Source organism: Gordonia sp. DT218, from assembly GCF_049847105.1.
Classification (GTDB): domain Bacteria; phylum Actinomycetota; class Actinomycetes; order Mycobacteriales; family Mycobacteriaceae; genus Gordonia.
On record NZ_JBNCNS010000001.1, the window covers coordinates 976373 to 1002717 of the forward strand.

General features: G+C 63.7%; 23 protein-coding genes. 9 read left to right on the top strand and 14 right to left on the bottom strand.

All coding sequences use genetic code 11. The features are described from left to right. Positions 1-169: 169 nt before the first annotated feature. The gene (locus ACPXCG_RS04555) at positions 170-1627 is read right to left on the bottom strand and encodes an aldehyde dehydrogenase family protein (protein WP_425789499.1); all 1458 of its coding nucleotides are present in this window, start codon (positions 1625-1627) and stop codon (positions 170-172) included. Positions 1628-1974: 347 nt separating this feature from the next. Between ACPXCG_RS04555 and ACPXCG_RS04560 the strand changes: the two genes are divergently transcribed. Both ACPXCG_RS04560 and ACPXCG_RS04565 read left to right on the top strand, forming a co-directional pair. Further along, positions 1975-2943 (top strand): hypothetical protein, encoded by a 969-nt coding sequence (locus ACPXCG_RS04560; protein ID WP_425789501.1) that lies wholly within the window; start codon positions 1975-1977, stop codon positions 2941-2943. Beyond that, positions 2940-3617 carry a hypothetical protein gene (locus ACPXCG_RS04565; RefSeq protein ID WP_425789503.1) on the top strand — a complete coding sequence of 226 codons (678 nt, stop codon included), beginning with the start codon at positions 2940-2942 and terminating at the stop codon, positions 3615-3617. The genes ACPXCG_RS04560 and ACPXCG_RS04565 overlap by 4 nt, the downstream gene beginning before the upstream one ends. A 198-nt stretch (positions 3618-3815) precedes the next feature. Here the strand turns inward: ACPXCG_RS04565 and ACPXCG_RS04570 are convergent, their stop codons facing one another. From ACPXCG_RS04570 to ACPXCG_RS04605, 8 genes are read right to left on the bottom strand one after another with little or no spacing between them, the layout of a single operon-like run. After that, positions 3816-5234, bottom strand: a complete 1419-nt coding sequence (locus tag ACPXCG_RS04570; protein ID WP_425789504.1) for an MCE family protein — start codon at positions 5232-5234, stop codon at positions 3816-3818. Then, positions 5231-6373: an MCE family protein gene (locus ACPXCG_RS04575; protein ID WP_425789506.1), complete on the bottom strand. Its 1143-nt coding sequence runs from the start codon at positions 6371-6373 to the stop codon at positions 5231-5233. The genes ACPXCG_RS04570 and ACPXCG_RS04575 overlap by 4 nt, the downstream gene beginning before the upstream one ends. Next, positions 6370-7593: an MCE family protein gene (locus ACPXCG_RS04580; protein ID WP_425789508.1), complete on the bottom strand. Its 1224-nt coding sequence runs from the start codon at positions 7591-7593 to the stop codon at positions 6370-6372. The genes ACPXCG_RS04575 and ACPXCG_RS04580 overlap by 4 nt, the downstream gene beginning before the upstream one ends. A 14-nt stretch (positions 7594-7607) precedes the next feature. Continuing rightward, positions 7608-8657: an MCE family protein gene (locus ACPXCG_RS04585; RefSeq protein WP_425789510.1), complete on the bottom strand. Its 1050-nt coding sequence runs from the start codon at positions 8655-8657 to the stop codon at positions 7608-7610. Beyond that, complete coding sequence (locus tag ACPXCG_RS04590) at positions 8657-9679, bottom strand: MCE family protein (RefSeq protein ID WP_425789512.1); 1023 nt, start codon at positions 9677-9679, stop codon at positions 8657-8659. The genes ACPXCG_RS04585 and ACPXCG_RS04590 overlap by 1 nt, the downstream gene beginning before the upstream one ends. Next, a complete protein-coding gene (locus tag ACPXCG_RS04595; RefSeq protein ID WP_425789514.1) occupies positions 9676-10839 on the bottom strand; it encodes an MCE family protein in 1164 nt (387 codons plus the stop codon). The genes ACPXCG_RS04590 and ACPXCG_RS04595 overlap by 4 nt, the downstream gene beginning before the upstream one ends. A gap of 3 nt (positions 10840-10842) precedes the next feature. After that, complete coding sequence (locus tag ACPXCG_RS04600; RefSeq protein ID WP_425789516.1) at positions 10843-11676, bottom strand: MlaE family ABC transporter permease; 834 nt, start codon at positions 11674-11676, stop codon at positions 10843-10845. Between the two features lie 57 nt (positions 11677-11733). Then, positions 11734-12528, bottom strand: coding sequence for an MlaE family ABC transporter permease (locus tag ACPXCG_RS04605; protein WP_425790495.1), 795 nt, complete (start codon positions 12526-12528; stop codon positions 11734-11736). Positions 12529-12858: 330 nt separating this feature from the next. Here ACPXCG_RS04605 and ACPXCG_RS04610 point away from each other — a divergent pair, with 330 nt between their 5' ends. From ACPXCG_RS04610 to ACPXCG_RS04620, 3 genes are all read left to right on the top strand, one after another. Continuing rightward, the gene (locus tag ACPXCG_RS04610; RefSeq protein ID WP_425789518.1) at positions 12859-14055 is read left to right on the top strand and encodes a cytochrome P450; all 1197 of its coding nucleotides are present in this window, start codon (positions 12859-12861) and stop codon (positions 14053-14055) included. Between the two features lie 61 nt (positions 14056-14116). Further along, the gene (locus tag ACPXCG_RS04615) at positions 14117-14953 is read left to right on the top strand and encodes a mycofactocin-coupled SDR family oxidoreductase (RefSeq protein WP_425789520.1); all 837 of its coding nucleotides are present in this window, start codon (positions 14117-14119) and stop codon (positions 14951-14953) included. A gap of 72 nt (positions 14954-15025) precedes the next feature. Continuing rightward, positions 15026-15217 carry a ferredoxin gene (locus tag ACPXCG_RS04620; protein WP_425789522.1) on the top strand — a complete coding sequence of 64 codons (192 nt, stop codon included), beginning with the start codon at positions 15026-15028 and terminating at the stop codon, positions 15215-15217. 135 nt (positions 15218-15352) lie between these two features. On the opposite strand, the gene ACPXCG_RS04625 is transcribed toward ACPXCG_RS04620, so the two are convergent. Genes ACPXCG_RS04625 through ACPXCG_RS04645 form a run of 5 tightly spaced genes read right to left on the bottom strand, consistent with a single transcriptional unit; the run spans position 15353 to position 20677 of the window. Next, positions 15353-17035, bottom strand: a complete 1683-nt coding sequence (locus ACPXCG_RS04625) for an FAD-binding protein (protein ID WP_425789524.1) — start codon at positions 17033-17035, stop codon at positions 15353-15355. Positions 17036-17086: 51 nt separating this feature from the next. Continuing rightward, complete coding sequence (locus ACPXCG_RS04630) at positions 17087-18319, bottom strand: cytochrome P450 (RefSeq protein ID WP_425789526.1); 1233 nt, start codon at positions 18317-18319, stop codon at positions 17087-17089. Between the two features lie 39 nt (positions 18320-18358). Continuing rightward, the gene (locus ACPXCG_RS04635) at positions 18359-18553 is read right to left on the bottom strand and encodes a ferredoxin (protein ID WP_425789528.1); all 195 of its coding nucleotides are present in this window, start codon (positions 18551-18553) and stop codon (positions 18359-18361) included. Positions 18554-18577: 24 nt separating this feature from the next. Continuing rightward, positions 18578-19798 carry an NAD(P)/FAD-dependent oxidoreductase gene (locus tag ACPXCG_RS04640; protein ID WP_425789530.1) on the bottom strand — a complete coding sequence of 407 codons (1221 nt, stop codon included), beginning with the start codon at positions 19796-19798 and terminating at the stop codon, positions 18578-18580. A gap of 6 nt (positions 19799-19804) precedes the next feature. After that, entirely contained in the window at positions 19805-20677 is an 873-nt protein-coding gene (locus tag ACPXCG_RS04645; RefSeq protein WP_425789531.1) for an SDR family NAD(P)-dependent oxidoreductase, read from the bottom strand. Positions 20678-21416: 739 nt separating this feature from the next. On the opposite strand from ACPXCG_RS04645, the gene ACPXCG_RS04650 reads away from it, so the two are divergent. From ACPXCG_RS04650 to ACPXCG_RS04665, 4 genes are all read left to right on the top strand, one after another. Next, positions 21417-22118 (top strand): TetR/AcrR family transcriptional regulator, encoded by a 702-nt coding sequence (locus tag ACPXCG_RS04650; RefSeq protein ID WP_425789532.1) that lies wholly within the window; start codon positions 21417-21419, stop codon positions 22116-22118. A 383-nt stretch (positions 22119-22501) separates the two neighbouring features. Then, entirely contained in the window at positions 22502-23482 is a 981-nt protein-coding gene (locus ACPXCG_RS04655) for an enoyl-CoA hydratase/isomerase family protein (protein WP_425789534.1), read from the top strand. Positions 23483-23545: 63 nt separating this feature from the next. After that, positions 23546-25975: a CaiB/BaiF CoA transferase family protein gene (locus ACPXCG_RS04660; RefSeq protein ID WP_425789536.1), complete on the top strand. Its 2430-nt coding sequence runs from the start codon at positions 23546-23548 to the stop codon at positions 25973-25975. A gap of 70 nt (positions 25976-26045) precedes the next feature. Beyond that, positions 26046-26342, top strand: a complete 297-nt coding sequence (locus ACPXCG_RS04665; protein ID WP_425789538.1) for a hypothetical protein — start codon at positions 26046-26048, stop codon at positions 26340-26342. The last annotated feature ends 3 nt before the right edge of the window (positions 26343-26345 follow it).

Sequence of the window (26345 nt, forward strand, 5' to 3'; positions counted from 1 at the left end):
AACCACGCGCCACCCCATCCGCCGGTCGAGTAACCGCTAGCCGCTAGGCGAGCGGTGTATCGAGACCACGTGAGCCACAGGTGGTCTCGATACGGGGCCTCGCTACGCTCGGTGCCTACTCGACCAACGGAGAGACACTGGACGCCTACTCGACCGTGCATCGCAGGCGCTACATCTGCGCCCAGACCGTCTTCGACTGCAGGTAGGTGTCGACACCCGCCTTGCCGGCCTCGAAACCCCAGCCGGACTGCTTGTACCCGCCGAACGGCATCGAGTGGTCGAACTGCAACTGGCAGTTGAGCCCCACGGTCCCCGCCTTCACCCTCTTCGCGAGGCGATGTGCCCGAGCGAGATTCGAGGTCCAGATGGTCCCGGCGAGACCGTAATCCGTGTCGTTGGCGAGCGCGATGGCCTCGTCTTCGTCATCGAACGGCAGAACGGTGACGACCGGCCCGAAGATCTCTTCCTGGAACAGCCTGCTCGTGGACGGATCGACCTTGGTGGCCACGGTCGGGTGCACGAAGTACCCCTTCCGGTCGAGGCGATGTCCACCCGTGACGAGCTCGACGCCGTCGCTGCGCCCCTGATCGAGGTAACCCATCACGCGCTTCAGCTGCTTCTCACTGATGAGCGGACCGATCATGGCGCCCTCGTCCTGCGGCCCACCCAGCAACAGGTTGTCCGCCATCGTCGCAATGCCCTCGACGACACGTTCGTAGACACCGCGCTGTGCGAAAATACGCGATCCCAGCATGCACACCTGCCCCGAGTGCAGGAAGCAGCCGAAGCCGGCCATCGCGATCGCCGTATCCAGGTCGGCGTCGTCGAAGATGAGAACCGGTGACTTGCCGCCGAGTTCGAGTGTGACCTTGTTGAGGTTGCTGGACGCGGAGGCGTGCATGATCTCCCGGCCGACCTCGGTCGAGCCGGTGAACGCGACCTTCTCCACGTCGGGATGTGCGGTGATCTGTGCACCCACGGTGTGGCCGTAGCCGTTCACGAGATTCACCACACCCTCGGGCACGCCCGCCTGGGCAAGTATTCTGGTGAGCACGAGCGCCGAGAGCGGTGTCTCCTCAGCAGGTTTGACGACCGTGCTGCAACCCGCCGCCAGCGCAGGCGCGAGTTTGGCACAGAAGTTGAACACCGGACCGTTCCACGGGAAGATCAGTCCCACAACGCCGTACGGCTCCCTCAACGTGTAGGCGTGCATATGCGACTCGACGCCCGTCAGCCCACCGGTGTTCACATCTCGCGCGATTCCGTCGATCTTGGTGCACCAACCGGCGTAGTAGCGGAACCACTCCGAACCGACCGCCGTGATCACCTTGGCCTGCGATGGCGGGATGCCCGCATTGACCGACTCGAGATCGGCCAGCAGATCGGCATTCTCGTCGATCAGGTCGGCGACTCGCCACAAGATCTTGGCGCGATCGTAATCGGGCACACCTGACCACACTCCGGAGTCGGCCGCCTTCTTTGCCTGCGCAACCGCATTGTCGACTGCTTCTGGACCGACGTCAGTGAACTCGGTGATCTGCTCCTCGGTCGCCGGGTCCACTATGGGAATCACCTCCCCTGTTCCCGGTAGGTCGCGGATCTCGTCCAGCACCGACTGCACCGTCATGTTCGTCCCCTTCGCTTCTCGGTGATTCTCTGCGGAAGGCCCACATATCGGGCCGCTCTCGCGAGAGCGTGATCCACCGGCCCGGGAGATGTCCAGCATCATCTCGGTGGTCGGGAGCGCCCTTGTCATCGGCATGGGACGCCACGTAGGAACTGGGAAGAGTGGTTCGCACACGACTGTTCGGAATGCGGATGCCTGGGGCCGCGGAAGGTCACGAAAGGAGAAATGGTGAGCCATCCGAAAGGGAAAGACGCAGAGGACAATGGCAGCGCGGGGGGCTCCGGACCATGGGTGACCCATCCTGACGGCTACGCCGGGACATCCACCACGGTGCGGGGGAGTCGGTCATGACGCGATCGCTCCTGAACGGGTCGGACGAGGTCGCCCGGTCCCCCGATCCGTCCGACGAGGCCACCGATCTCGAAGTCGCGGAGGCCGAGGTCGCCGCCGCCGAAGCCGAGGCGGCCGCCGCACGAGCCCGCGCAAATGCCGCCTTGGCCCGCGCACGCGTTGCACGCACGCAGCGTGGTGAGGCGAAGGCGACCGCCGACGGGGAAACCGTGAGCGTGCACCCGGAGTCCGGTGCCGTCGCCCTGACTGCCGCAGAGAAGACGGACGGAAAGCGCGCCGGCAAGGACACTGCGGTCGCGGACGACGGCTCCGATCCACACTCCGCCGCCGATACGACGACGGCCGTCACCGCTGACGGTTCCGATCCAGATGCGAGTAGCGCCGCCACGGATGCTGTTGTCCACCACGACCCCACCGACCGGCCGGGCAGAATCCGCCGCCTCGCGCAGACCACTCGGCGTCGAATGCCCTCACTTCGGCGACCGACGAAACGAGGCATGGCGATAACGGTGATGTCGGTGATCACCGTCGCAACACTTGTGACAACCGGCCTCATCGGCTGGCATCACCACACAGCGACATCTGAACACGAACGTGCACAAGCCTTCACGGCTGCGGCCGACCGCGGGGTCACAGCGATCACATCGCTGGATTTCAACAACGCGCAACGTGACGTCCAACGCATCCTCGACCAATCCACCGGCGCCTTCTACAACGACTTCAAGGGCCGTGCAAAGGACTTCACGTCGGTCATCGAGCAATCGAAGGTGACCACGAAGGGCAAGGTCACCGGATCGGCAGTCGAGTCGATGAGCGGTGATGACGCCGTCATCCTGGTCTCGGCCAGTTCGGACGTCACCAACGCCGCCGGCGCGAAGCAGGAACCACGGACGTGGCGTCTGCGTGTGACCGTGTCCGACGTAGACGGAACGATGAAGATCTCGAAGGTGGATTTCGTACCATGAGCTTGCCCAGAACGTCCGAGGCCGACACCGATCTCGGCGACAACGACACCTCGGCGGATTCCGCGCAGAGCGCCGCTGACATCGACCCGGATACCGTCGTCGAGCCTGACGCCGAGTCCGATGATGCCGGGCCCGACGCGCAGCGGCAGACACCGCGAGGCCGGATGCGCAAAGTCCGTTCGGCTTTCGGCAGGGGGCGATTCGTCCCGATCGCGCTGGGTGTCTCGACGATCGCTGCCGTGGCGGCCGCCGGCACCGCCTATGCCACCGTGTACCGCGATGACCAGGCCACCAACGGTGATTCGGCGCGCGAGGCGGTGGCCGCCGCGAACGACGGCACGGTGGCATTACTGTCCTATTCGCCCAAGTCCCTCGACGCCGATCTTGCGAAGGGTCAGTCACACCTCACCGGCCAATTCCTGACGTACTACAAGGAATTCACCGCAAAGGTGGTGAAACCCGCCGCCACCGAGAACAACGTCGAGACCAAGGCACAGGTGGTCCGCTCAGCGGTGTCGAAGCTGTCGGTGGACGACGCGGAGATCCTGTCCTTCGTCAACCAGTCGACGACGAGCAAGACCAAGCCGGACCCCGAATTGACCTCCAGCAGCGTCAAAGTCGCCCTGCACCGGGTGGATGGCAACTGGCTGATCTCGTCGTTCGATCCGGTCTGAGCACCTTCACGGCTCCACGATCACCTCGATCCACCGCTCGTTTCGGCGAGCGGTAAATCTGTCTGCGGTGATCGTCCACAGCCGGCACTCATCTGGCGGGGTGGCCGTCACGGGATGAGCTGCTCCGACTCCCACTCGCCCTGAGAGGGCCGACCCATGTCACGGCCCTCTCGTGTCAACCGTCGGTCGGGCGTGACGTCATCGCGGAAACATTCCCTGCCACGATGACGCGCGTCCCGGCCGCGTGAGATTCGTCTGTCGGTAAGCGGTTCCGTCGTCACCGACATAGGTGCCGTCGTCCGGGTCGTATTGCGCAGCCGCCACCGAGGGTTTCGTCGACGATCCGCCGCCGGTGTACGACGAGGGGGTGATGCCCTGCCGCTGCAGATTCGGATCCGGAGGGTACGGCCCGACCACCGGTTGCCTGGTGGCCAGGGGCTTGAACTCCTCGTCGCTGTTGCACATGGCCGCAGTTGCCGCACGTTTGCCCGGATGGGACAGACATGGGATGTTGCGCGCGCCGCGTACTCCGATCGGACTGTTCTGCGGCAACTTGCAATACAGATCGCTGGGTGTATCGATGGTGGTGGTGTCCTCCGGGGGCCGCCATTTCGACGGCGGCAAGAACCCGACGGTGCAGGCAGGCGGATCTGAGGTTCCGCTGATCCGGAAGGTTCCCAGTCCCCACTGCGTGCCATTGCGATTCGGTTGTACCGCTTGGATCATCGAGATCGCCGGTGGCAGGAGAACGAGGATCTGCTCGAGACCGGCGTTGTACGTCACGGCGAGCTGGCCGACCGTGGTCAGGTTGGCAAGGAGAACCGGCAGGGTCAGCTTGACCGAATCCAGTGTCTTCTCCACCTCATCCGCAAATCCAGGACCGGAAGTGAGCAGCCGGCGAACCTGCGGTGTGTTGGTGACCACTTGCCCGGTGAAACCCTCGAGGTTGGTCGTCCACATGCGGATCGCATCGACGCTGTCGACCTGCGAGTCCACCAGGGGTACCGAATCTTTCAGCAAACTGCTGGTGTCACTCCCGACGTCCTTGAGTCCGGCGGCCAGCGTCGACGACGAGGTCAGCAATCTTTGCAGATCGTAACCTCGCCCGCCGAGACTGTCGTTCAGTTCGTCGACGAGTGTGAACAAACGGTCTTTCGGGATGCTGGTGACGAGACCGTTGAGCTTCTCCAACATGGGCGCGACCGGAGGCGGGACGTTCACCTCGCCCGACTCGATGACCGAGCCGTTGTGGAGGTATGGCGGGTTGCTCGTCTTCGGCCGGAGATTGACGTAGAGCTCGCCGATGGCCGACATGCTGCGGATATCTGCTTCGAGATCGCTGGGGATGTGCTGGTCGCTGCTGATCGAGAGCGTGGCCTTGATTCCCGTGTCGGTCAGGGCGACGTCGGTGACCTGGCCCACGTCGACGCCGCGGTAGCTGACATTGGCGAACTTGTAGAGACCTCCGGTGCGGTCGGCCTGCAGCGTCACGTTGATCCGACCGACTCCGATCTTCGACTGAACCTTCATATAGGAGAACAGCATCATCCACGTGGCGATGAGCGCCACCACGGTGAAGATGACCAGCTGAGCACGTACGAACCGCGAAAGGATCATCGGCCACCTCGACTCTTGGGGGCAACGGGGAAGAACAACGGATTGTGGGTCGGCTGCCGGCTGTAGCCGGGGTCCCCTGGCGCGAAGGGCACCGTTTCATTCGGATCGCCCAACGGGGTCCCCAGCAACAGTTCCTTCTTCAATCGCGGCACCGTCAGGTCGATGGTTGCGTGGAGATTCAGGTAGTCACCGCGCACGGCCCGGTCGATCACGCTCTGCCCGTATGGAAAGACCAGGGCGTACGCCAGTGCGGCATTCATCTGGGGCCCGACATCGGCGAGCGACCTCAGTGTCGGTTGTAGATGACGCAGATCGGCCAACAGGTCTGATTGAACCTGCGTCACCACGCCGGTGGTGGTGTCGGCGAAGACCCGGAGGCGGTCCACTGCTGTGGTGATCTTCGGCATCTGCTGTTCCAGGACGGCCAAGCCGGGCGGGATCTTTTGCAGCGCATCCTCGATCACGTCGTTCTGGGCGGCGAACCCCGAACTCAGACGACGCGCCTGCGTCAGCAGATCCACCAGATCTCCGCGTTGGCGGTTCAGGGTGTTGACAAAAGTCGACATCCGTCCCAGGAGTTCGCGGGTGTCGTCCTCCCGCCCGCCGAATCCATCGTTGAGTGACCGGATGATTCCACCCAACTGGCCCATTCCACCGCCGTTCACCACCGATGACACAGCAGCCAGGGTCTCCTCCGTCGACGGATATGAGGCCGAACGAGTGAGGGGAATTCTCGAGCCAGGGGCAAGCCGGCCTGCCGGGGCCTCACCCTTGGGCGGATCAAGAGCGAGGTGCATCGAACCCAGCAAACTCGTCTGGCCGACGGTCGCCTTGGCGTTGCCCGGCACAACGGTGCCGCGCTTCAGTCGCACATCAACCTCCGCGTGCCAGGCGCGCACCCGCATGTGACCGACGCTGCCCACTTCGACGTCGTCGATGAACACGGGCGAATTCTCCGATAGCGTACCGACGTTCCCGATCTCCACAGTGATGTGATAGTCGTTTCCGGAGGTTCCCACGGTGCCGGGCAGCGGCAGCGAGTTCACCCCGTTCCACTGACATCCGGCGCCCAGCACAGTCACGCAGAGCAAGGTCAGGACCAATCGCACCACCCGCGTCCGGCGTGATCGTCCGATCATCGTCGCCCTCCCTGTCCCGGCAGGAGAAGCTGGTCCCGCGACCGCGCACTCGTCCCCTGCGGTTTGCTCGGCATGAGGCTCTTCTCGCTGTAGATCACATTCGATGGATCCGGTCCCAGAACCGGATTCACCGGCACCGGCAGGTAATTGAAGGCCAGCATCGGCGCAATCGGACCGAGGTACTTTCGACATCTCTTAGCGCCTTCGGCTGCGGTCAGGTTCTCGATGCTGGCCACCGACGAGCAGATGAATTGAATCGGGTTGGAGAAGTTGTTGACGGTGAAGACCCCCGTCTCCGTCCCGGTGTCCGGGTTGTAGATGTTGTAGAAGTTGGAGAGATTGGTGGGGAACGCATGTAACAGCTGTTCCACGTCGGCGTGATGATCGACCAGGATCTGTGTCACCGATCCGAGTCGCCGCACCTGCTCTGATGCGGCATCGCGGTTGTCGACGACAAAGCGTTGCACGTCTTGTACTGCGCGGGCCAAGGTCTTGAGGGCCTTGTCGAGATCAGATCGGCTGCCGTTCAGCACCGAGGTCAGGGTTGCCAGACGATTCTCGAACTGCACGATCTGGGTGCCGCTGTCACGCACCGCACTGACAAAGGCTCGGACATTACGGATGGTATCGGCGATGTTCCCGGTGTTCTCTCCGAGAAGTTGTGCCAGGTTGCCGAGTTCGCCCAGCGTGGTGCCGAGCTTCTGACCTTTGCCGTCGAGCGCACGTGAGGAACTGTCCACGAACCGTCCGACCGAGCTCCCCGAGACTCCGCCCTGAGGTCCCAGATCGGTTGCCAGACGTGTCAATTGGTCCTTGACCTCATCCCATTCGACAGGCACAGCGGTCCGTGTACGCGGGATGGTCGCTCCGTCGCCGATGACCGGACCGCTCGTCGCATACGCCGGCGCTAGCTGGACGTAGCGATTGGCCACCAGATTCTGGGCGACGATGATCGCTCGCGCATCTGCCGGGATCTTGACTCCGTGATCCACCTTCAGCTCCATCCGGACCGTCTGACCCTGGGGCTCGATGGCGGCGATCTTGCCCACCTTGACACCCGAGACACGCACATCGTCGCCGACGTAGATCCCGGTGGTTGTCTCGAAGATTGCATCGATCCTCGTCGGCCGGGTCAGCTGCCGGTATCCGACGATCAGCCCCGCAACCACCACCACGATCAGGACCGCAGCGATCACGGTTGTCCTGGTGTGCCTCGTCATCGGCTTCAACCGCCTCATCGTCCACCGCCCGGTAGCGGGAACTGAGCGCCCGGCAACGGGAACTTCGACTCCGGATGGACGCCGAAGGCCCGGTCGATGAAGGGTTGAAGGAGTGGACCGGGCAGCAGGTTGGCAACGTACGCCTGATAAAAGGGACCACTCGACACTGCTTCGCCCTGGGTCTGGGACACCTTGACGTACCCGGAGATGGCCTTGCCGACGTCATCACGGTTACGCTCCAGCATGGCGAGGACCGAGTTCAGTGACGTGAGGGTCGGCTTGAGTTGTTCCTCGTTGTCGGCCACCAGGTTTGTGAGCTCCCTGGCCACCGCCGCGGTGTTCACGAGCAGCGACGAGATCTCCTGACGTCGATCCACCAGCACGTCGAGAAGCATGTTCGCGTTGAGGATCAGCGAATTGATGCGATTGGCGCGCGACCCGATCACCGAGGTGACGTCGCTGGTGGTCGACAGCAATGTGCGAAGGGCCTCGTTGCGGGAGTTGATGCCGCGCGACATCTCCGTCAGGCCGTCGAGGGTCGGCGCCAGGTCCGGGGACACGTCGTTCATGGTCTTCGACAACACATTCAGCGATTTGTTCAACGACGACGTGTCGATGCCCTTGGAGTTGGTCGTCAGATCGTCGACCGCCTCGTTCAGCGAGTATGGCGAGGAGGTGCGGGACACCGGGATCACCTCGGTCGGACCGATGGTGCCGGACCCAGAGGGAGCGACTGTCAGAATACGCTGCCCCAGAAGCGATCCCGTTCGGATCTGCACGGTCGTGGTCTGACCGAGCCGGGTTGATTGGTCGACGGTGAATGTCACCCTCGCCTTGCCCTGCTCCAGGTTCACATCGGTGACCGAACCCACCCGCGCACCGGACACCATCACATCCGCCCCACCGGACAGTCCCGCGGCCTCCTCGAAATCCGCCTGATAGGTGACCGACGTGAACCAGGTGGTGACCTTGGCCATGTTCAATCCGGCCAGGACCAGAAGGACGATGAGGGTCAATCCCACAAAGCCCGACCTGATCAGCCCCGCACCGCGATAACGCAGCATCAGCCAGAACACCTCCCCTTAGTCTGCTCGATCCACGGCAGCGTGACGACCTTGCCGGACGGATCCGAGACCCGGACGCTCACCGCGCAGACGTAATACTGGATGAAGTTGCCGTATGTGCCGGTCCGGACCAACTTGCGGAAGTTCCCCGGTGAACGCTGAATCGCCCTCTCCAGAGTCGGCATGTCATGGGTGAGATTCGGTGCCAGCCTGGACAGTTGGTCGATCGATCCGGACAGCGGTGGCCGCGCCTGCGTCAGCAGGTTCGACACCGTGGCGGTCCCATTGTCGAGAGCGGTGATCGCCGCGCCGATCGGATCGCGATCGCGGGCGAGGTCACCGATGACGGCGTCCAGCCGGTCGATGGCTTCGGCGAAGCGGGTCCGGTTCCCGTCGAGGGTGACCATGACCTTCTTCAGCTGATCGATCACCTGCTCGATGACCCCGACATTTCGCCCGAGCGTGGTGAACAGGGACGAACTTCCTTCGAAGAGGGAACGTACCGTCCCGCTCTGGCCCTGCAGCACATCGAGGATCGAGGAACTGAGGGCGTTCACCTGTTTGGGTTCCAATCCGGCGATGACGGGTTTGAGGCCACCGAGCAGGACGTCCAGATCGAGAGCGGGCTTGGTCCGCGTCGACGGAATCTCACCACCGCCGTGCATCATCGCCCCACCTGACCCTTCGGTGACCTCCAGGTACCGATCTCCTACGAGGTTGAGATAGCGCACCGCGGCACCACTGCCGGTGGGTAGCCCGATCGAACTGTCGACGTCGAACGTCACGCGAACCTTGTTGTCGGACCCGAGGTCGACACCGTGAACGCTGCCCACCCGCACGCCGGCGATCCGCACGGTGTCTCCTGATCTCAATCCGGAGACGTCGGTGAACACCGCGTGGTATCGGGTGGTGTCGCCGGACTGATGGTCGCTGAACACCAGCAGCAGGAACGCCGCAACGAACACCATCACGGTCGTGAAGGCAGCGAACTTGATCGTCGTGGAATTGATTCTTGATCTCACCGCGGAGTCCCGTCCGGTATGGGCCCGAACAATGCCTGCTGAAGGCTCTTCACATTCAGTTCCAATGACTTTCGTCCCTCGCCGTAAGGATTCGCACCGGTATCCGTCACCACGTACGGAGGTCGACCCTGATATTTCACCGGCAGCACCGAGCATTGTGGGCCACCCGAGGCAGCGACCTTCGGCTTGTTGGTCTTCGGGTCGTATGTCTTGGCGCCCCAGAGGAAGTTCGCCGACAGGCCCAATCCGGGCACGTTTGCGGGCGGCGATACCGCCAGGTTCCCGAACCCGTCCAGGGCGCAGGTGATCGCCTTGTTGTACTCGTCGGTGAGTGCCGTCGTGGGCACCAGCAACTTCAGCGCCTTCGCCAGACTCTGCCGGTTATCGCCCAGCACACGGTTACCGGTGTTGGACAGCCCGATCACACTGGTCAGGAATGCATCGAGGTTGTTTTGCTCGGACACCAAGGTGTCGCTGATGTCGCTCGTGTGTTTCACCGCACCGAGCAATGGCCGGCTGGTGTCGGCGTAGACCCGCATCATCGTCGGGGCGTCGTCGAGAAGCGAACGAAGTGCAGGAATAGCCGAGTTCGTCTGCCGCATGAAACCGTTCAGATCGGTGAGCATCTGACCGAACTGTTCTCCGTGACCGCTCAGTCCGGTCGAGATCGCACTGAGCGCCGCGTTGAGCTCCGCCGGGCGAATCTGCGCCAGAACCTGGGTGAGCTCGCCGAAGACCGTGTTGACCTCGACCTCCACATCCTTTGCGCTCAGCATCTGGTCGTCGCGCAGGTGTCCAGCGGGATGATCAGGCACCACCAACTCGACTCCTTTGGCACCGAACACCGTCGGCGCAGCGATGCGTGCGCCGACGTTGCCGGGGATCCGCTTGAGCTCGTCGGGTGCGATCTCCAACGTCAGCTGTGCACGATCCACCTGGTTGTAATCGATCTTGGACACGCGGCCGACGGTGATCCCCCGCATCTGCACCTTGGCATCGGGGTCCATCACCAGTCCCGCTCGTGGTGCGGTCATCGTGACCGTGGCGGACTTCTGGGTCACGCCGGCGAACATCATCACGGCGACAGTGACCAACGCGATGATGACCAACAGCATCCCCGCCCCGGCCAGCGGCCGGAGGACTCCCTTAGACAATTTCACGCCTCAGCCCGATAGATTGAAGTTTCCGTTGGAGCCGTATATGGCCAGCGCCACCAGCAGCGTCACCGTCACCACGGCGACCAGCGAGGTGCGGACGGCGTCGCCGACCGCCACCCCGACGCCTGCCGGCCCACCACTCGCGAAGAACCCGAAGTGCGTGTGGATCAGCAAGATCAGCAACGCCATCACAAAGGCCTGCACAAACGACCAAACGAGATCCAGCGGATTGAGGAACGTCGAGAAGTAGTGCGCGTACAGGCCGGACGACTGGCCGAGCAGCATGACGGTGGTGAACCGGCACGCCGCGAACGATGCGATGAGGGCGATCGCGTAGAGCGGAGCGATCACGACCATGCCGGCGGCGATCCGCGTGCCGACGACGTAGGCGACCGGATTGATGCCCAGCGATTCGAGGGCATCGATCTCCTCACTGATCCGCATGGCTCCGAGTTGGGCGGTCGCGCCCGCGCCGAAGGTGGCGGCCAGCCCGATGCCTACGACCACCGGCGCGGCGATCCGCACATTGATGAATGCCGACAGGAACCCGGTCAACGCCTCGATACCGATGTCGCCGAGCGTGCTGTAACCCTGCACCGCCAGGGTGCTACCCGTTGCCAGCGTGAGGAAGGCAACGATGACCACAGTTCCACCGATGAGTGCGAGGTTGCCTGCACCCATGCTGGTCTCGGCGATGAGCCGGATCGTCTCGCGACGGTAGTGGAAGGCCGCGTACGGCACACTACGTAACGCGCGGACGTAGAAGATCGCGTGGTCGCCGATGCGGCCCAGTGCCCCCACCGGGCGGCCGATCTCGCGGCGCAGTCGGGGATGAATCATGCTCGGGCTGCCCCCGCGGCGTGCCAATTTCGGTGATGATATGAGCGACAAGATCATTCACCTCGCCGTCAATTGCACACCGATGGCGGTGATCACGACGTTGACCACGAACAGCGCCATGAACGCGTAGACGACGGTCTCGTTCACGGCATTGCCGACGGATTTGGCCCCACCCGAGACGATCAGCCCGCGATAGCATGCGACCACGCCGGCGATCAGCCCGAACACGAGCGCCTTCACCGATGAGATGATCACCTCGGGCATACCGGTCAACAGGGTGATCCCGGCGGCGAACGCACCCGGGTTGACCCCCTGGACGAAGACCGAGAAGACATAGCCGCCGCCGACACCGATCAGGCAGACGAGACTGTTCAGCAGCAACGCGACGAGTCCGGAAGCGAGCACTCGAGGTGTCACCAGACGCTGCACCGGATTGATACCGAGAACCTCCATCGCCTCGATTTCTTCCCGGATCGTGCGCGACCCCAGGTCCGCGCACATCGCGGTGGCGCCTGCTCCGGCCACGATCAGCACGGTGACCATGGGCCCCACCTGCGTGACCGAGCCGAACGCGGCGCCCGCACCGCTGAGGTCCGCGGCGCCGAGTTCGCGGAGCAGGATGTTGAGGGTGAAGCTCACCAGCACCGTGAACGGGATGGCCACCAGAACGGTCGGCATCAGCGACACCCGGGCGACAAACCAGGACTGCTCGATGAACTCGCGCCCCTGAAACGGCCGGCGGAAGGCGAAGCCGAACGCGTCGGCTCCCATCATGAACAGTCCACCAACCGCTTTCAGGGGAGCAGCCGAGTAGCGGGCGAGCACACCACTGACGGCAGGCGTCCCGCGGATATCATCTGTGGGGGTCACCGGTACGAGCTCACCGACGCGGCCACCAAACGCTTGCTCATTTGCTCTCTTCCCCACGCAGAAACGCGATTCTCGTTGAACGGGAGCGCCGTCTTCGATCGCCTTCTGCGAATCGGACACCAGATATGCGGCGCGCGTTGATATCTCGGAAGCGTGCCACACGCTCTCGGCTTCGCGAGCCCTACTCTCGCTCAGTGAGATCACTGTTGTTCACGGATGCCGCCTCCTCCAGACTGGGCCGAAGTGCCGGTCGCACAGCCGCGATCGACCCTGTTCAGATCCGCAAAGCAGTCCGCGCGAGAGGCCATCCCTGTGACGAGCAGTACGACCAGCCACGTCCGATACGACCCGTATGACGTCAAGCTCAATGCCGACCCGTATCCGATGTTCAGAGCTCTGCGCGAGGAGGCGCCGCTCTACTACAACTCCGAGCACGACTTTTACGCCCTGAGCAGGCACGAGGACGTCACCGCCGCCCTCAACGACTACGAGACCTTCAGCTCGAGTCGCGGCGCGATCCTCGAGTTGATCAAAGCCAACATCGACATTCCGCCGGGGGTGCTGATCTTCGAGGATCCCCCCATTCACGACATCCACCGCAAGCTGCTCGCCCGCATGTTCACACCCCGCAAGATCTTCGCTCTGGAACCGCAGGTCCGCGACTTCTGCGCGGCCTCGCTCGACCCTCTGGTGGGAACGGGCAAATTCGATTTCGTGAAGGACTTGGGCGCGCAGATGCCCATGAAGGTCATCGGCATGCTCCTCGGCATCCCGGAAGAGGACCAGGAGGCCATCCGCGACTTCGCCAATGACCAGATGCGCACCGAAGAGGGAAAACCGATGAAGGCGGCCGAGGAAGGGATGGTCTCTGGTGACATCTTCGGTGCCTATATCGACTGGCGCGCCGAGCATCCGTCCGACGACATCATGACCGAGTTGCTCAACGTTGAGTTCGAGGACGAGACCGGCACGGTCCGGAAACTGAGCCGCGACGAATTGCTGACCTACGTCAACGTGGTCTCCGGCGCGGGCAACGAGACCACCACCAGACTGATCGGGTGGGCGGGCAAGGTCCTGGCGGAGCACCCCGACCAACGTCGCGAACTCGTCGAGAATCCCGACCTCATCCCCAACGCCATCGAAGAACTCCTGCGGTACGAGGCACCGGCGCCGCACGTCGCCCGCTATGTGACCCGCGACGTCGAGTTCCACGGGCAGACGGTGCCGGAAGGCAGCGTGATGATGATGCTCATCGCGTCAGCCAACCGCGACGACCGCCTGTTCCCGAACGGCGATACCTTCGACATCCACCGAAAAACCAAGCAGCACCTGACCTTCAGCGTCGGAACCCACTTTTGCCTCGGCTCCGCCCTGGCCCGTCTCGAGGGACGCATCGCCATCGAGGAGATCCTCAAGCGGTTCCCGAAGTGGGATGTCGATCTCTCGCAGGCATCGCTGTCACCGACCTCGACGGTTCGCGGTTGGGACACACTGCCGGCCACGTTCTGATCCCACGTGCCCGACGGACGTCGGGTAATGCCACCTGTATCCACCGAGGAGGAGAATCTCAATGACCGGAAGAGTAGACGGCAAAGTCGCCTTCATCACCGGCGCGGGGCGCGGCCAGGGCCGCACCCACGCCGTACGTCTCGCCGCCGAGGGCGCCGACATCATCGCGATCGATGTCTGCGAACCCATCGACGGCGTACCGTTCGATCTGGCCACCGAAGACGATCTGGCGGAGACCGCCGAGCTCGTGAAGGCGCAGGATCGTCGGGTGGTGACCGCCAAGGTCGACGTTCGGGACCTCGACGCGTTGACCCAGGCCGTCCAGACCGGTGTCGACCAGCTCGGACGCCTCGACATCGTGGCCGCCAACGCCGGTATCGCCACTGGCGGATCATCGCTCGAGGACATGGACCGCAAGACCTGGCAGGACATGATCGACGTCAACATGACGGGGGTGTGGCACACCGCGAAAGCCGCGATTCCACATATCGTCGCGGGTGGCCGTGGCGGATCGATCGTCCTCACGAGTTCCGTGGGTGGTCTGAAGTCTTACCCGTTCTGCGGACATTACGTGACCGCGAAGCACGGCGTCATCGGGATCATGCGAACACTCGCCATCGAGCTCGCGCAGAACAACATCCGGGTCAACTCGGTGCATCCGACCCAGGTCAACACGGCGATGATCATGAACGATGCCACCTACCGGATGTTCCGTCCGGACCTGGAGAATCCCGGCCCCGACGACTTCGCTCCGCTCTCCCAGATGATGAACACGCTGCCGATCCCGTGGGTGGAGCCGGAGGACATCAGCAATGCGGTCCTGTTCCTGGCCTCCGACGAGGCCCGGTACATCACCGGTGTCACGTTGCCGGTCGATGCCGGCGCCTGCCTGAAGTAGTCGACGCGGCGGGTGCGGCACTCCTCCTTTGCATGCGAGTGCCACTCCCGCCCAACATTTTTGAGGATCAGCATGAAGATCGACGTGAACTTCGGCGTCTGCGAGAGCAACGGGCTCTGCGCGGGTGCCGCGCCCGACGTCTTCGATCTCGACGACGACGACAACCTGCACCTGCTCCGTGACACTATGACGCCGGAGATCGAGGAGGAGGTCCGCGACGCGGTGCGGCAATGCCCCCGCCGGGCCATCTCCCTCGAGGGTTGAGCGTTCGCGAGGTTCTACCCGGTCAGATCATCCACCAGCCCATAGCCCACAACAAGAGTCCCCGGACAGGATTCCGTCCGGGGACTCTTGTTCTGCTATATGGCTGTTCTGCTGTATGGCACTGGCTCGGTGCAGCTACGCCTGCTCGGCCCGAAGAGCCGCGTCTTCGGCCGCCACATAGGAGAACACCACCGACGGTCCGATCGTCGCACCTGCGCCGAGGTACTTCCGCCCCATCACCGAGGCCGCACAATTGCCCGCGGCATAGAGCCCAGAGATGGGTCGCCCATCGTCGGCCAGAACACGTGCGTTCTCGTCGCAGAGCAGTCCACCGTTGGTCCCGATGTCGCCCGGGTACATCGGCACGGCGTAGAACGGTGCTTTCGCCAGCGACCCCAGGCACGCGTTGGGCTTGTGCGTGATGTCGCCCTGGTACTTTTCATGGTCGCCTTCGCCGCGATGAAAGTCCTCGTCCACTCCGGATTCCGCGAAACCATTGAACCGATCGACCGTCGCGATGAGCCCCACCGGATCGATGCCGCACTGCGCGGCGAGGTCCTCGAGGGTTTCCGCCTTCTTCATGGCACCACTGGAGATCCAGTCCTTGGGAGTCCGCCCCGGGGGTGCGAAACCGAAGACATACCGCGATCGATGCCGAGAATCGATGATCAGCCACGTCGGCAGTGCCCCACCGACGGTCCGCTCGTGCTCGAACATGCACTGGCCGGCCTCCTGATACGCGATCGCCTCGTTGAAGTACCGGTTCCCCTTGGTATCGACCATGATCGAGTGCGGCTTGCTCCGTTCGCTGATGCACATCGACGGCACGCCGTCGGGCATCAACCACGACGGCAGCCACCATGCCTCGTCCATCATGTCGGTGGCCGCTCCGTGCTTCATCGCGATCTGTAGCGCCTCACCCGTGTCGCCGGGGTTTGCGCTGGTCCATTCCGGTCGACCGGGCTGGCCACCCGAGAACTCATCGCGCATCACGCCGTTGTGTGCGAACCCGCCTGCCGAGATCAACACACCCGCGCGCGCACGAACTCGCACGCTCGCACCGTCACGGTCCACCACGGCTCCTCGGACCTCACCGTCTTCGACGACCAGCTCGACGAGAGCGGTCTCCGGCCACACCGGAACGCCACGGTCCAGCAACGCCTTGAGTAGATACCCGATCAGGGCAGCACCGTTGGTCACGTTCTTCTTGCCCCGCAGCCGCCCGAGAGCGGTTCGTCCCATGACCCGGGACATCACCGAAATACCCTTGCGGGTGAAGAGATTCGAGGCATAGGCAGCCTCCCCGGTGTACATCGTCATCTTGCCTGCCACGGGTGGGCGCAGTCGCTGGGCCCATTCCCCGAGCTGCTTGAGGTCGAAGGCCGGTGTCTCGACCGACCGCGACCGGGCCTTGCCGCCCACGACGCCGCGGACGCCCGCGTAGTAGTCGCTGTACCCGTCGATCCGGAGAAACGGGACTCCCGCACTCTCGAGGAAAGAGAACATCTTGTTGCCCGCCACCAGATATGTCCGGCGCCGTGCGTCCGATGCCGCCGGACTGGACTCGGCGGCCCTCCCGACGACGGAGTCGAAGTACGCCGTCGCCTCCGCTAGCGAATCCGTTGCACCGTCCCGCGACATCAGCGGGTTGTCCGGCAGCCAGATCACGCCCCCGGACATTCCCGTCGATCCGCCGATCATCTCGGACTTCTCTACGACCAGGACGTCCATGCCCAGGGCGGACGCGCGTAGCGCCCCCACCAGGCCACCTCCCGACCCGATCACGAGAAAGTCGGTCTCGTAGTCCCATTCACGCATTGCAGTACCTCATTCAGCTCAGAGACTCAGCGGTTCTCGATGCGCCGGGGTCTACCACGTCATGGGTAGCGCGTAGACGCCGTACGCGAGACGATCCGACTTGAACTCGATGTCATCGCGCGGACATGCGACCCGGAGGCTCGGGATGCGACGGAAGAGGGTTTTGTAGACGATCTGCAGCTCCACACGTGCCAGTTGTTGCCCGATGCACTGATGCGGGCCGAACCCGAAGCCCGTGTGGTGCCGTGCTGAACGGCTCAGATCGAGTTTCTCCGGCTCAGGGAAGGCGGCCGGATCCCAGTTCGAGGATCCGAGCTCGAGAATCACACCGTCGCCGGCACGGATCTGCTGTCCCGAGATCTCGATGTCCTCGGTGGCGATGCGACGCTGTCCGTTGTGGATGATGCCCAGATAGCGCATCAACTCCTCGACCGCATTCGCGATCACTTCAGGTTCGTCGGACTCGCGCAGCAACGTGAGTTGATCCGGATTGTCCAGCAGTGCAAGAGTACCCAGAGCGATCATATTGGCACTCGTCTCGTGCCCGGCGATGAGCATGCCGAGACCCATCTGCGCCGCCTCGGCCGGTTCGATCTCGCCGTCCTTGGCGCGTCTGGCAAAGTCGCTCAGCACGTCGTCGGCGGGGTCGGTCATCTTCTGCTCGACGAGTTCGTTCATGAACATGAACATCGCTGCGAACGCCTGCATGTTGTCGTCCGGCGTCGCATACCGGTCCACACTCTTCACCGAGTTCTCCTGGAAGAAGGCATGGTTCTCATACGGCACGCCGAGCATCTGAGAGATGACGATGGACGGGAGCGGCAGGGCGAGCGCGGTGACGAGATCGCCCGGCTTCGGCCCGTCGAGCATCGCGTCGATGAGTTCGTCGGTGGTCTGCTGGATGAACGGTCGAAGGGCAGTCACCCGCTTGAAGGTGAAGGCCCGCGTCATCATCCGGCGAAAGTGGGCGTGCACCTCCCCGTCCGAGTTGAACACCGACTTGGGCCGCATCGAGACGTTCGCGGCCATACCCTCGTTCCAGTGCGGGAACCCCGGGAGTGTCTCGTCCACGCTGATCCGCGGATCGTTGAGAAGCGCCTTCTGCTGCTCGTGACCGGTGACGAGCCAGGGATTGGAGCCATCCCAGATCTCGACACGACTCACCGGGTTCTTCTCCCGAAGGACTCGAGTGCCCTCCGGCGGTGCGAAGGGACACCGCATGTCCCTGTCCATCGGGAAATGCGGCGCAGTCTCGTTGCGTAGTTCGGTGGCCGTGTCTGACATCAGATGTGATCCTTCGTGTGTCGGCTGTGCTGGAAGTTGTCAGTCTTCGACGAGAATCGCCAACGCAGGACATACGGCAGCTGCGTGCCGGACGTCGTCGGCCTCGTCCTCTGGCGGGTCCTCGTTGACGAGGAACGCGATACCGTCCTCGTCCCGCTGATCGAAGACATCGGATGCCGCAGCCACGCATTGGCCGGAAGCGATGCATTTGTCCTGGTCTATGGTGATCTTCATCGGATTCTCCTAGCTGGATATCGCTCACTGGCGAACGTGATGTCGTCGACCGAGACCGGTCGCGACACCTTCCTCCACATCGGACACCGCGATCCCGATCCGGCCGCGATGTCTTCGGGACTGCTTGGGCATGTTCCAACCGAGAATCCCGGTCACCACGCCGTCACACTGGAAGCTCGCGACGAACCGTCCGGCCGCCGGATCCCCGTCGAGAACCGACATCTCGGCGTCGCGGCGGATCGATCCGTCGACCTGGATCTTGGTCCCGAACTGATCGGACCAGAAGTACGGGATCGGGGTGGGAGGCGTCGCCACCCCGAGGATGTCCGCGGCCACCGCGATGCCCTGCTCGGTCGCGTTGGTGCGGTTCTCCCGACGATATGTCGAGCCGGTCGGCGCATCGCGGATCCGTGCGACGTCGCCCGCGGCGTGAATTCCGTCGGCGGCCCGGCACCATCGATCGCACACGACACCGTCGTCGACATGCAGGCCGCTGCCCGACAGCCAGTCCGTGGCGGGGACGGCACCGATCGCGACCACCACGACATCGGCCGGCAACGTGTCGCCGGCCGCCAACCGAACCCCGGTCACTCGCCGATCCGCCTCGGTAAACCCGACCACCTGGGCGCCCAGACGAGTCCGAACACCCTGTGCCGCATGGAGTTCTGTGAGTATAGCGGCCACTGCCGACCCCAACTGGGACTCCATCAGTCCGGTCTGCGGTCCGACGACCGTGACGTCGGCCCCCATGCCGCGCGCCGTCGCGGCGATCTCGGCCCCGAGAACTCCGTCACCGACCACCACCAACCGATCGGCCTCCAGGAGATCGGCGCGCAGCGCCATGGCATCGTCGATCGACCGGAACATGTGCAATCCCCGTAGTTGCGGCTGATACGGAAGTCCGCGCGGGTATGCACCGGTGGCGATCACGACGTGGTCGGCGGCGATGGTTCGACGGTCTGTCTGTACCGTGCGCGACGCGACGTCGAGGGAGAGCGCCGTCTCACCGAGCGTGAGGTCGAGATCGAGCGACACGATGAAGTCGGCCGGGCGTAGCCGGGTCCGGTGGCGATCCCAGGCACCGGACAGCACCTGCTTCGAGAGCGGAGGCCGGTCGTAGGGCGCCTGCAGCTCCGCTGCGATCATCGTGATCCGATCGTCGAATCCGCTGCGGCGCACTGCCTCTGCAGTTGCCAGACCGGCCGCGGACGCGCCCACGATGAGGACGTCGGTATGGACCGTCATCTCAGATCACTCCGCGTCGTCCGCCCCGGAGGCACCGACGAGAGCAGGTTCGTCATCTGCTCCCCGCGAAGTGTCCGTACTCTGCGGCGCCTTTGTCGGAGGCCCGGCAACCGTGCCTCCGTCCACCGGCAGCAATGTCGCGGTGACGTAGCGGGAGCGGTCGGTGGCGAAGAACAGCGCCGCCTCGGCCACGTCCTCCGCGCTGCCCTCGCGCTTGAGCGGGCGATTCGCAGCCATCATCGAGCGCACCATGGCGGTGAAGCTCTCGGCGTCGGCGCCCATCTTCGCCGCCGACGACGCCAGAAGCGGCGTGGGGATACTTCCGGGTGCAATACAGTTGACACGAATATCGTGTTGCGCCAGATCAATTGCGACCGACTTCGAGAAGTGGATCACCGCGGCCTTGGAGGCCCGGTATGTCATCACCGCAGCCCCGGCCTGGATTCCTCCCATCGACGAGATGTTGACGATCGCACCACCGCCCGTGGTCGCCATCTGCCGCGCGGCGTACTTGGTGCCCGCCATCACACCTCGCAGATTGACGCCCATCACAAGATCGAAGTCGGCCAGGTCGTCATCGAGGTAGCTCTGGTGCATGGTCCCGGACACGCCGGCGTTGTTGACCATGACGTCCAGTCGACCGAACCTGCCGACCACGTCGTCGACGAGTGCGGCAACGTCGGAGGGGTTCGACACATCCGTCTTGCGGAAGAACGCCGAGTCACCTGACGCTGAGGCCAGCGCGATGCCACCCTCCTCGTCGACATCGGCGATCGCCACCCGCGCTCCCTCGGCGACAAACTTCTCCACGATGCCCTGGCCCAGCCCCGACGCCCCGCCGGTGACAATGGCGACTTTCCCGGACAACTCATCGGCCATTATTCGGCCACCCTTCGGATCTCGATGGTGATGTGCATTTGTGAAACAAAGAAATACGCGTTTCTACGTCGTTTGTTCACATACGGGCGAGATAATTCGGCAAGAAATGAATGGTTCACATCGCCGCGATACGGCGATGTCACGCATTCTCTGTTACGCAGAGATCCGTTGGAACACTGATCCGTGCGGTCGCGCTGCGGACTCACCGAAGGCGAAGATCCCCGACAGCGATCCCGGCATGTTCGCAGTGTGTCCTGGGTCGCACTGCTGTGTTGACAGACTCGCAGCAGCACCCCAAACTTGTCAAGCGATTGATTGAAACTGTGCTTCACCACAGGCCGGCAGCGAGGCCCAGGTGGCGCAGCGATCATGCGCCGACACACTCAGCACCTGCGGTTTTGCCGTCAGATCCGTAGGTCTGCGGCCGGCGACCACTGTAGGGCCGACGATCTCGGCGTAGCGGCACCACCACGAACGTGGCAAACCCTCACATCTGCCGACCATTCCCACCGACCGAGGTCCAGAAGCACGGCTGCACGCGCGCATATCCGCAGTTCAGAGGCACAACTGAAACTCGTTCCGTCGGCCATACGGTAAATCGACTGTTTTACACATGACCGATATTGGCCTAATTTTGGAGCAAGAACCGAGTCTGGTCGGCATTTCCGGACACGGGGGGACGGTGGCCGAAACAACATGCCCAGACGGGCGAAGCGATGAGCAAGAAAGGTCACCCAACGTGGTCACGATTCCCTCTGAATCCTCGGGCGGCGTATCCGAGGAGTGGCAGGCCGACAAACCGGCCCCGCGCCGGCGCAAGAAGGAGGCCACCCAGGAGCTCATCCTCGACACCGCGGAGCGCTTGTTCGCGGAGAACGGCATCTACGCGGTCTCCAACCGTCAGATCGCCGAAGCCGCCGGTCAAGGCAACACTGCGGTCGTCGGATACCACTTCGGCAACCGGACCGACCTCATCCGGGCCCTGGTCAGCCGCTTCCACCGGGGGATCGAACCCTCGCGGGAGGCGCTCCTCCAACAGATCAGCGGCTCCAATCAGCTGCGCGACTGGCTCGAATGTCAGGTACGTCCCATCACCAAACGGTTCGATGAACTCGGCTCTCCCACCTGGTTCGCGAGGTTCGGCGCCCAACTCATCTCCGATCCCGAACTGAGCGACATCTTGCTCGAGGAGTCCTGGCGCGAGTCGCCATCACTGCAGCAGACAGTCGACGGCCTCCTGAAATGCCTGCCTTTCTTTCCCACCCAGGTGTTGCCCGAGCGCACGGATTGCGCCATGTTCCTCATCATCCAGATGTGCGCACAGCGCGAGCGGGCACTGGCCGACGGTTTGCCGCTGATCCGCGCGACGTGGTCCGAGATGGCGACCGGACTGGTCGATGCACTGGTCGGAATATGGACCGCGCCCGTCACCCCGGTCTGAGATCCCCCGGGGCCGCGAACGGGCGTCCATTCGGTCGATGCGCCCCGGTCTGACACCCCGCCCCTCCCGACCACGGGCCGAGCGCCGAGCCGACCAGCTGCGCAACCGATATTTCTCCACACTAAGTCAATCGATTGATTGACTTATCGCCTGTGATGCGGTTCACTTGCTCTCATGGGTGCGAGGGCCGGCACAGGACCTTCGCGTTCATCCGACCTCGGCAGGATCGGGATCTCAATTCGGGTCCGACAGCTAGCCGGTCGATTCAGTGCGCATAACAAATGATATTCGACCACCACATTCAACTGTGAGCGATCCATTCTTTCTTTGATGAAATACGAAGGGATGGATCCGCATTCATGGGCGACAGGAGGGGTGTCAGCATGACAGACGCATCGACCATTCAGAACCAACGTCCCTCGGCTGAAGAGATAATTCTCTACGACAAGAATCCCACGACAAAGATCGCGACCATAACGTTCAATCGCCCGGATCATCTCAACGCGCCGACGGCGGATGCCCGACTGCGTTACGCGGACCTCCTGCATCGCGCGAACGTCGACGACGATGTCAAGGTCGTGGTCATCCGCGGCGTCGGCTCCAACCTCGGTTCGGGTGCGGACATCCCCGAGGCCATGGAGATGGAAGCAGACTCCACCAATCTGGCCCGGATGCGCGAGCTCCGCGTCGACGACGAGTCCGCGATCAACTTCCCGCCTCCCGGCTCGTTCCGCCACGGCGCCACGCTGACCCAGTGGTACGCGAACTCCGCGGCGGGTTGCCGCAGCCTGCAGGAGTTCAAGAAGATCAGCATCGTCGAGGCCAAGGGCTACTGCTACGGGTGGCATTTCTATCAGGCAGCCGACGCCGACCTGCTCATCTCTTCCGACGACACGTTGTTCGGACACCCGGCATTCCGCTACATCGGCTTCGGTCCCCGCATGTGGACCTGGGCGCAGACGATGGGGATTCGCCGGTTCCAGGAGATGGTCTTCACCGGCAGGCCGTTCACGGCCCGGGAGATGTACGACTGCAACTTCGCCAATCGGGTGGTCCCTCGCGACCAGCTCGAGGCCGAGACCGACAAGTACGCGCTCGCCTGTGCTCGCACCCGGCCCACCGACACCGTCTTCATGCAGAAGATGTTCTTCGAGATGATGAAGCAGTCCCAGGGCGAGTACCTGGGCAGCATGTTGACCGGATTGTTCGAATCCCTTGGTGGATATGCTCATCCGGACGCGCACGATCTCGTCCTGGACGAGGACACGGTGTCAGGCGGCATCAACAACGCGGTGAAGGACAACGACGATCTCTTCCCACCCGACTTCAGGTTGAGCAAGTCGGGCCGACGACGGGCCGATTGAACCACCCGGTCACTCCCAGCCCCGACACACTCCCCGCTCGAATTCGGAAGGTCAGCTAACGCGATGTCCACCACGCACCTCCCCCTCGACGAGTACGTCGTCGTCGACCTGTCGGCCGGCATCGCCGGCGCCTACTGCACGAAAGTGCTCGCCGACGGCGGCGCCGAGGTCGTGAAGATCGAGCCACCGGAGGGCGATCCGCTGCGCGGTTGGTCTGCCTCAGGAGCCTCCGTGGAGCCGGGGTCCGACGGCGCGCTGTTCACCCACCTCGCCTGCTCGAAGCGGAGCGTGGTGATCGATCCCGACAGCGATGCGGATCTCGAGACGCTGAACGGCGTGCTTGCTCGCGTCGACGCCGTGGTGTGGTCCCGCGAATCACGTTTCGCGGGTCGTTGCGGCTTCGGTCCGGACGCGATCCGATCCGCTCATCCGCACCTGGTGGTCACCGCGATCACCCCCTTCGGCCTCGAGGGTCCCTGGAGCGACAGGGCGGCAACGGAATTTACTCTCCAAGCCTGGTCGGGCGGTATCGTCGGACTCGGGCGTGGGGCACCGGATCGCGCCCCGGTCCATGTCGGCGGCCGGATCGGTGAGTGGTTCGCCGGCGCATACGCCGCAGCGGGGACCCTCACGGCACTGCGCAGGCGCGCCGACTCCGCACGGGGAGATCTCATCGACCTGTCGATGCTCGAGACCCAGATCCAGGGACTGACCTACCACCCGGTGACCTTCCTCGAGCTGCGCGACCGGCCGTTCCGATCAGAACGCTCGGTTTTCGTCCCCGGTGTGTCGCAGGCATCCGACGGGATGGTGGCGGTGGGGGTTGCCACCGCCCAGCAGTGGTTCGACCTCTGTGTGCTCGTCGGCCATCCCGAGTGGATCGACCGGGACAATCCCCTGGCCATCACCGAGACGGCGTCCAAGGTCGCGCCGGAGATCTACGACTGGATCCGGGCTCGGACGGTGGACGAGGTGTGCGAGCAGGCCACCGCCTTCCGGATACCGAACTCCCCGGTGGCGAACGGCGCGAACCTCACCGGTATGCCCCACCACGACGAGCGCGGCTCGTTCATCAAGAACCCCTCGAAAGGCTTCAGCCAACCCGCCCATCCGTACCGGATGAGCGCTTTCCCTCTCCCCCAACCCGACAACGCGCCGACACTCGGCGAGCACACCGACTCGTACCGCGCACAAGCCACTCAGGCAGAGTCCCGTTCCACGGCGGAAGACATATCCCGAGCAGGCGCAGCCACGCTCCCCTTCGAGGGCGTCCGAGTTCTCGACATGACCGCCTTCTGGGCCGGGCCATCGTGCACGCATGTGCTCGCCATGCTCGGAGCCGAGGTGATCCACCTGGAGTCGACCTCACGTCCGGACGGCACCCGGATGATCGCCGGCGTGCCGATGACCGACGAACTCTGGTGGGAGAAGTCGCCGATCTTCTCCGGGCTGAACACGAACAAGAAGAGCGTGACCATCAACATCCAGACCGAGCAGGGGCAGGAGTTGCTTCGAGAGCTCGTCAAGACCTGTGATGTATTGGTGGAGAACTACACTCCGCGGGTCCTCGACCAGATCGGCATGGACTACGACTCCGTCAAGGCGCTCCGCCCCGACATCATCATGGTCCGCATGCCCGGATTCGGACTCGACGGACCATGGCGGGACAAGGCTGCTTTCGCCTACGTCATCGAGGATGCAGCCGGACTCACCTGGCTCACCGGACATCCCGACCAGAATCCCGTCGAGCCCTATTCCATCGGGGATCCGAATGCCGGAGTACACGCTCTGCTCGGACTGTTGATCGCACTCGAACACCGCGGGAAGACCGGCGAGGGCACCCTCGTCGAGGCAAGCATGATCGACGCCGCACTCAACGTCACCGCCGAGCAGGTCGTCGAACACTCGGCGTACGGGAACCTGCTCAACCGAGAAGGCAACCGGGGCCCGGCGGCCGCACCGCAGAACCTCTATCAGGCTGCGGGGCTCGACGAGTTCGGCCGAGACGATCGCTGGGTCGCCATCGCCGTCGAGACAGACGAGCAGTGGCTCTCCCTCCGATCCGCACTGGGTTCGCCCGACTGGGCCATGGACCCCGAACTGTTGACCGCCCAGGGGCGCCGGCGACAGCACGATCTCATCGACGATCACCTGGCGCGATGGTGCAGGGGTCTCGACGATGACGACATCGTCGAGAAGCTCTGGAGTGTCGACGTTCCCGTCGGCAAGGTGATGCAACCCCATCGGCAGGCCGAGTTGCCGCAACTGCGATCTCGCGGCTTCTTCGCACAGGTCGAGCATTCCGTGAACGGGACGGCCTCGCACAGCACTTTGCCCCTGACGTTCTCGGCAGGGCCTGGCGAGTTCACCGTCAGAGCCGCCCCGTTGCTCGGCGAGCACAACGTCGAGATCCTGTCCGGACTCGGACTGTCAGAGAGCGACATCGAGCGATTGGAGCACGACAAGATCATCGGACGAACGCTGTTCTTCTAGCACCGGCTGCCGAATCGGCGGTCACGTCGTCTCCGCAGCGCTCAGCCCACCGAACAGAAAGGCACTACAGATGAAACCGTCACCCGGCAAGGCACTCTTCAGCACCGTCGACACCACCTCCGTCGTCGTGATCCGCTGGGGAGACGTCGATCTCGATCTGACCTGCGGAGGTGAAGCGATGAGCGAGACTCCCCCGGCGACGCAGGGCGAACCTCCGCGAATGGGTGCCACGCAACTCGGCAAGCGGTACTGCACGGACGATGGAGACGTCGAACTTCTCTGCACCAAGCCGGGCGACGGCACTCTCGCCATCGATGGAGCCCCGTTGGGCATCAAGGCCGCGTCGCCACTACCGGCATCGGATTGATCC

Coding starts and splice junctions, on each gene's coding strand:
- ACPXCG_RS04555 (WP_425789499.1), bottom strand. CDS start 1,627: ATGACGGTGCAGTCGGTGCTGGACGAGATCCGCGACCTACCGGGAACA.
- ACPXCG_RS04560 (WP_425789501.1), top strand. CDS start 1,975: ATGACGCGATCGCTCCTGAACGGGTCGGACGAGGTCGCCCGGTCCCCC.
- ACPXCG_RS04565 (WP_425789503.1), top strand. CDS start 2,940: ATGAGCTTGCCCAGAACGTCCGAGGCCGACACCGATCTCGGCGACAAC.
- ACPXCG_RS04570 (WP_425789504.1), bottom strand. CDS start 5,234: ATGATCCTTTCGCGGTTCGTACGTGCTCAGCTGGTCATCTTCACCGTG.
- ACPXCG_RS04575 (WP_425789506.1), bottom strand. CDS start 6,373: ATGATCGGACGATCACGCCGGACGCGGGTGGTGCGATTGGTCCTGACC.
- ACPXCG_RS04580 (WP_425789508.1), bottom strand. CDS start 7,593: ATGACGAGGCACACCAGGACAACCGTGATCGCTGCGGTCCTGATCGTG.
- ACPXCG_RS04585 (WP_425789510.1), bottom strand. CDS start 8,657: ATGCTGCGTTATCGCGGTGCGGGGCTGATCAGGTCGGGCTTTGTGGGA.
- ACPXCG_RS04600 (WP_425789516.1), bottom strand. CDS start 11,676: ATGATTCATCCCCGACTGCGCCGCGAGATCGGCCGCCCGGTGGGGGCA.
- ACPXCG_RS04615 (WP_425789520.1), top strand. CDS start 14,117: ATGACCGGAAGAGTAGACGGCAAAGTCGCCTTCATCACCGGCGCGGGG.
- ACPXCG_RS04620 (WP_425789522.1), top strand. CDS start 15,026: ATGAAGATCGACGTGAACTTCGGCGTCTGCGAGAGCAACGGGCTCTGC.
- ACPXCG_RS04625 (WP_425789524.1), bottom strand. CDS start 17,035: ATGCGTGAATGGGACTACGAGACCGACTTTCTCGTGATCGGGTCGGGA.
- ACPXCG_RS04630 (WP_425789526.1), bottom strand. CDS start 18,319: ATGTCAGACACGGCCACCGAACTACGCAACGAGACTGCGCCGCATTTC.
- ACPXCG_RS04635 (WP_425789528.1), bottom strand. CDS start 18,553: ATGAAGATCACCATAGACCAGGACAAATGCATCGCTTCCGGCCAATGC.
- ACPXCG_RS04640 (WP_425789530.1), bottom strand. CDS start 19,798: ATGACGGTCCATACCGACGTCCTCATCGTGGGCGCGTCCGCGGCCGGT.
- ACPXCG_RS04645 (WP_425789531.1), bottom strand. CDS start 20,677: ATGGCCGATGAGTTGTCCGGGAAAGTCGCCATTGTCACCGGCGGGGCG.
- ACPXCG_RS04655 (WP_425789534.1), top strand. CDS start 22,502: ATGACAGACGCATCGACCATTCAGAACCAACGTCCCTCGGCTGAAGAG.
- ACPXCG_RS04660 (WP_425789536.1), top strand. CDS start 23,546: ATGTCCACCACGCACCTCCCCCTCGACGAGTACGTCGTCGTCGACCTG.
- ACPXCG_RS04665 (WP_425789538.1), top strand. CDS start 26,046: ATGAAACCGTCACCCGGCAAGGCACTCTTCAGCACCGTCGACACCACC.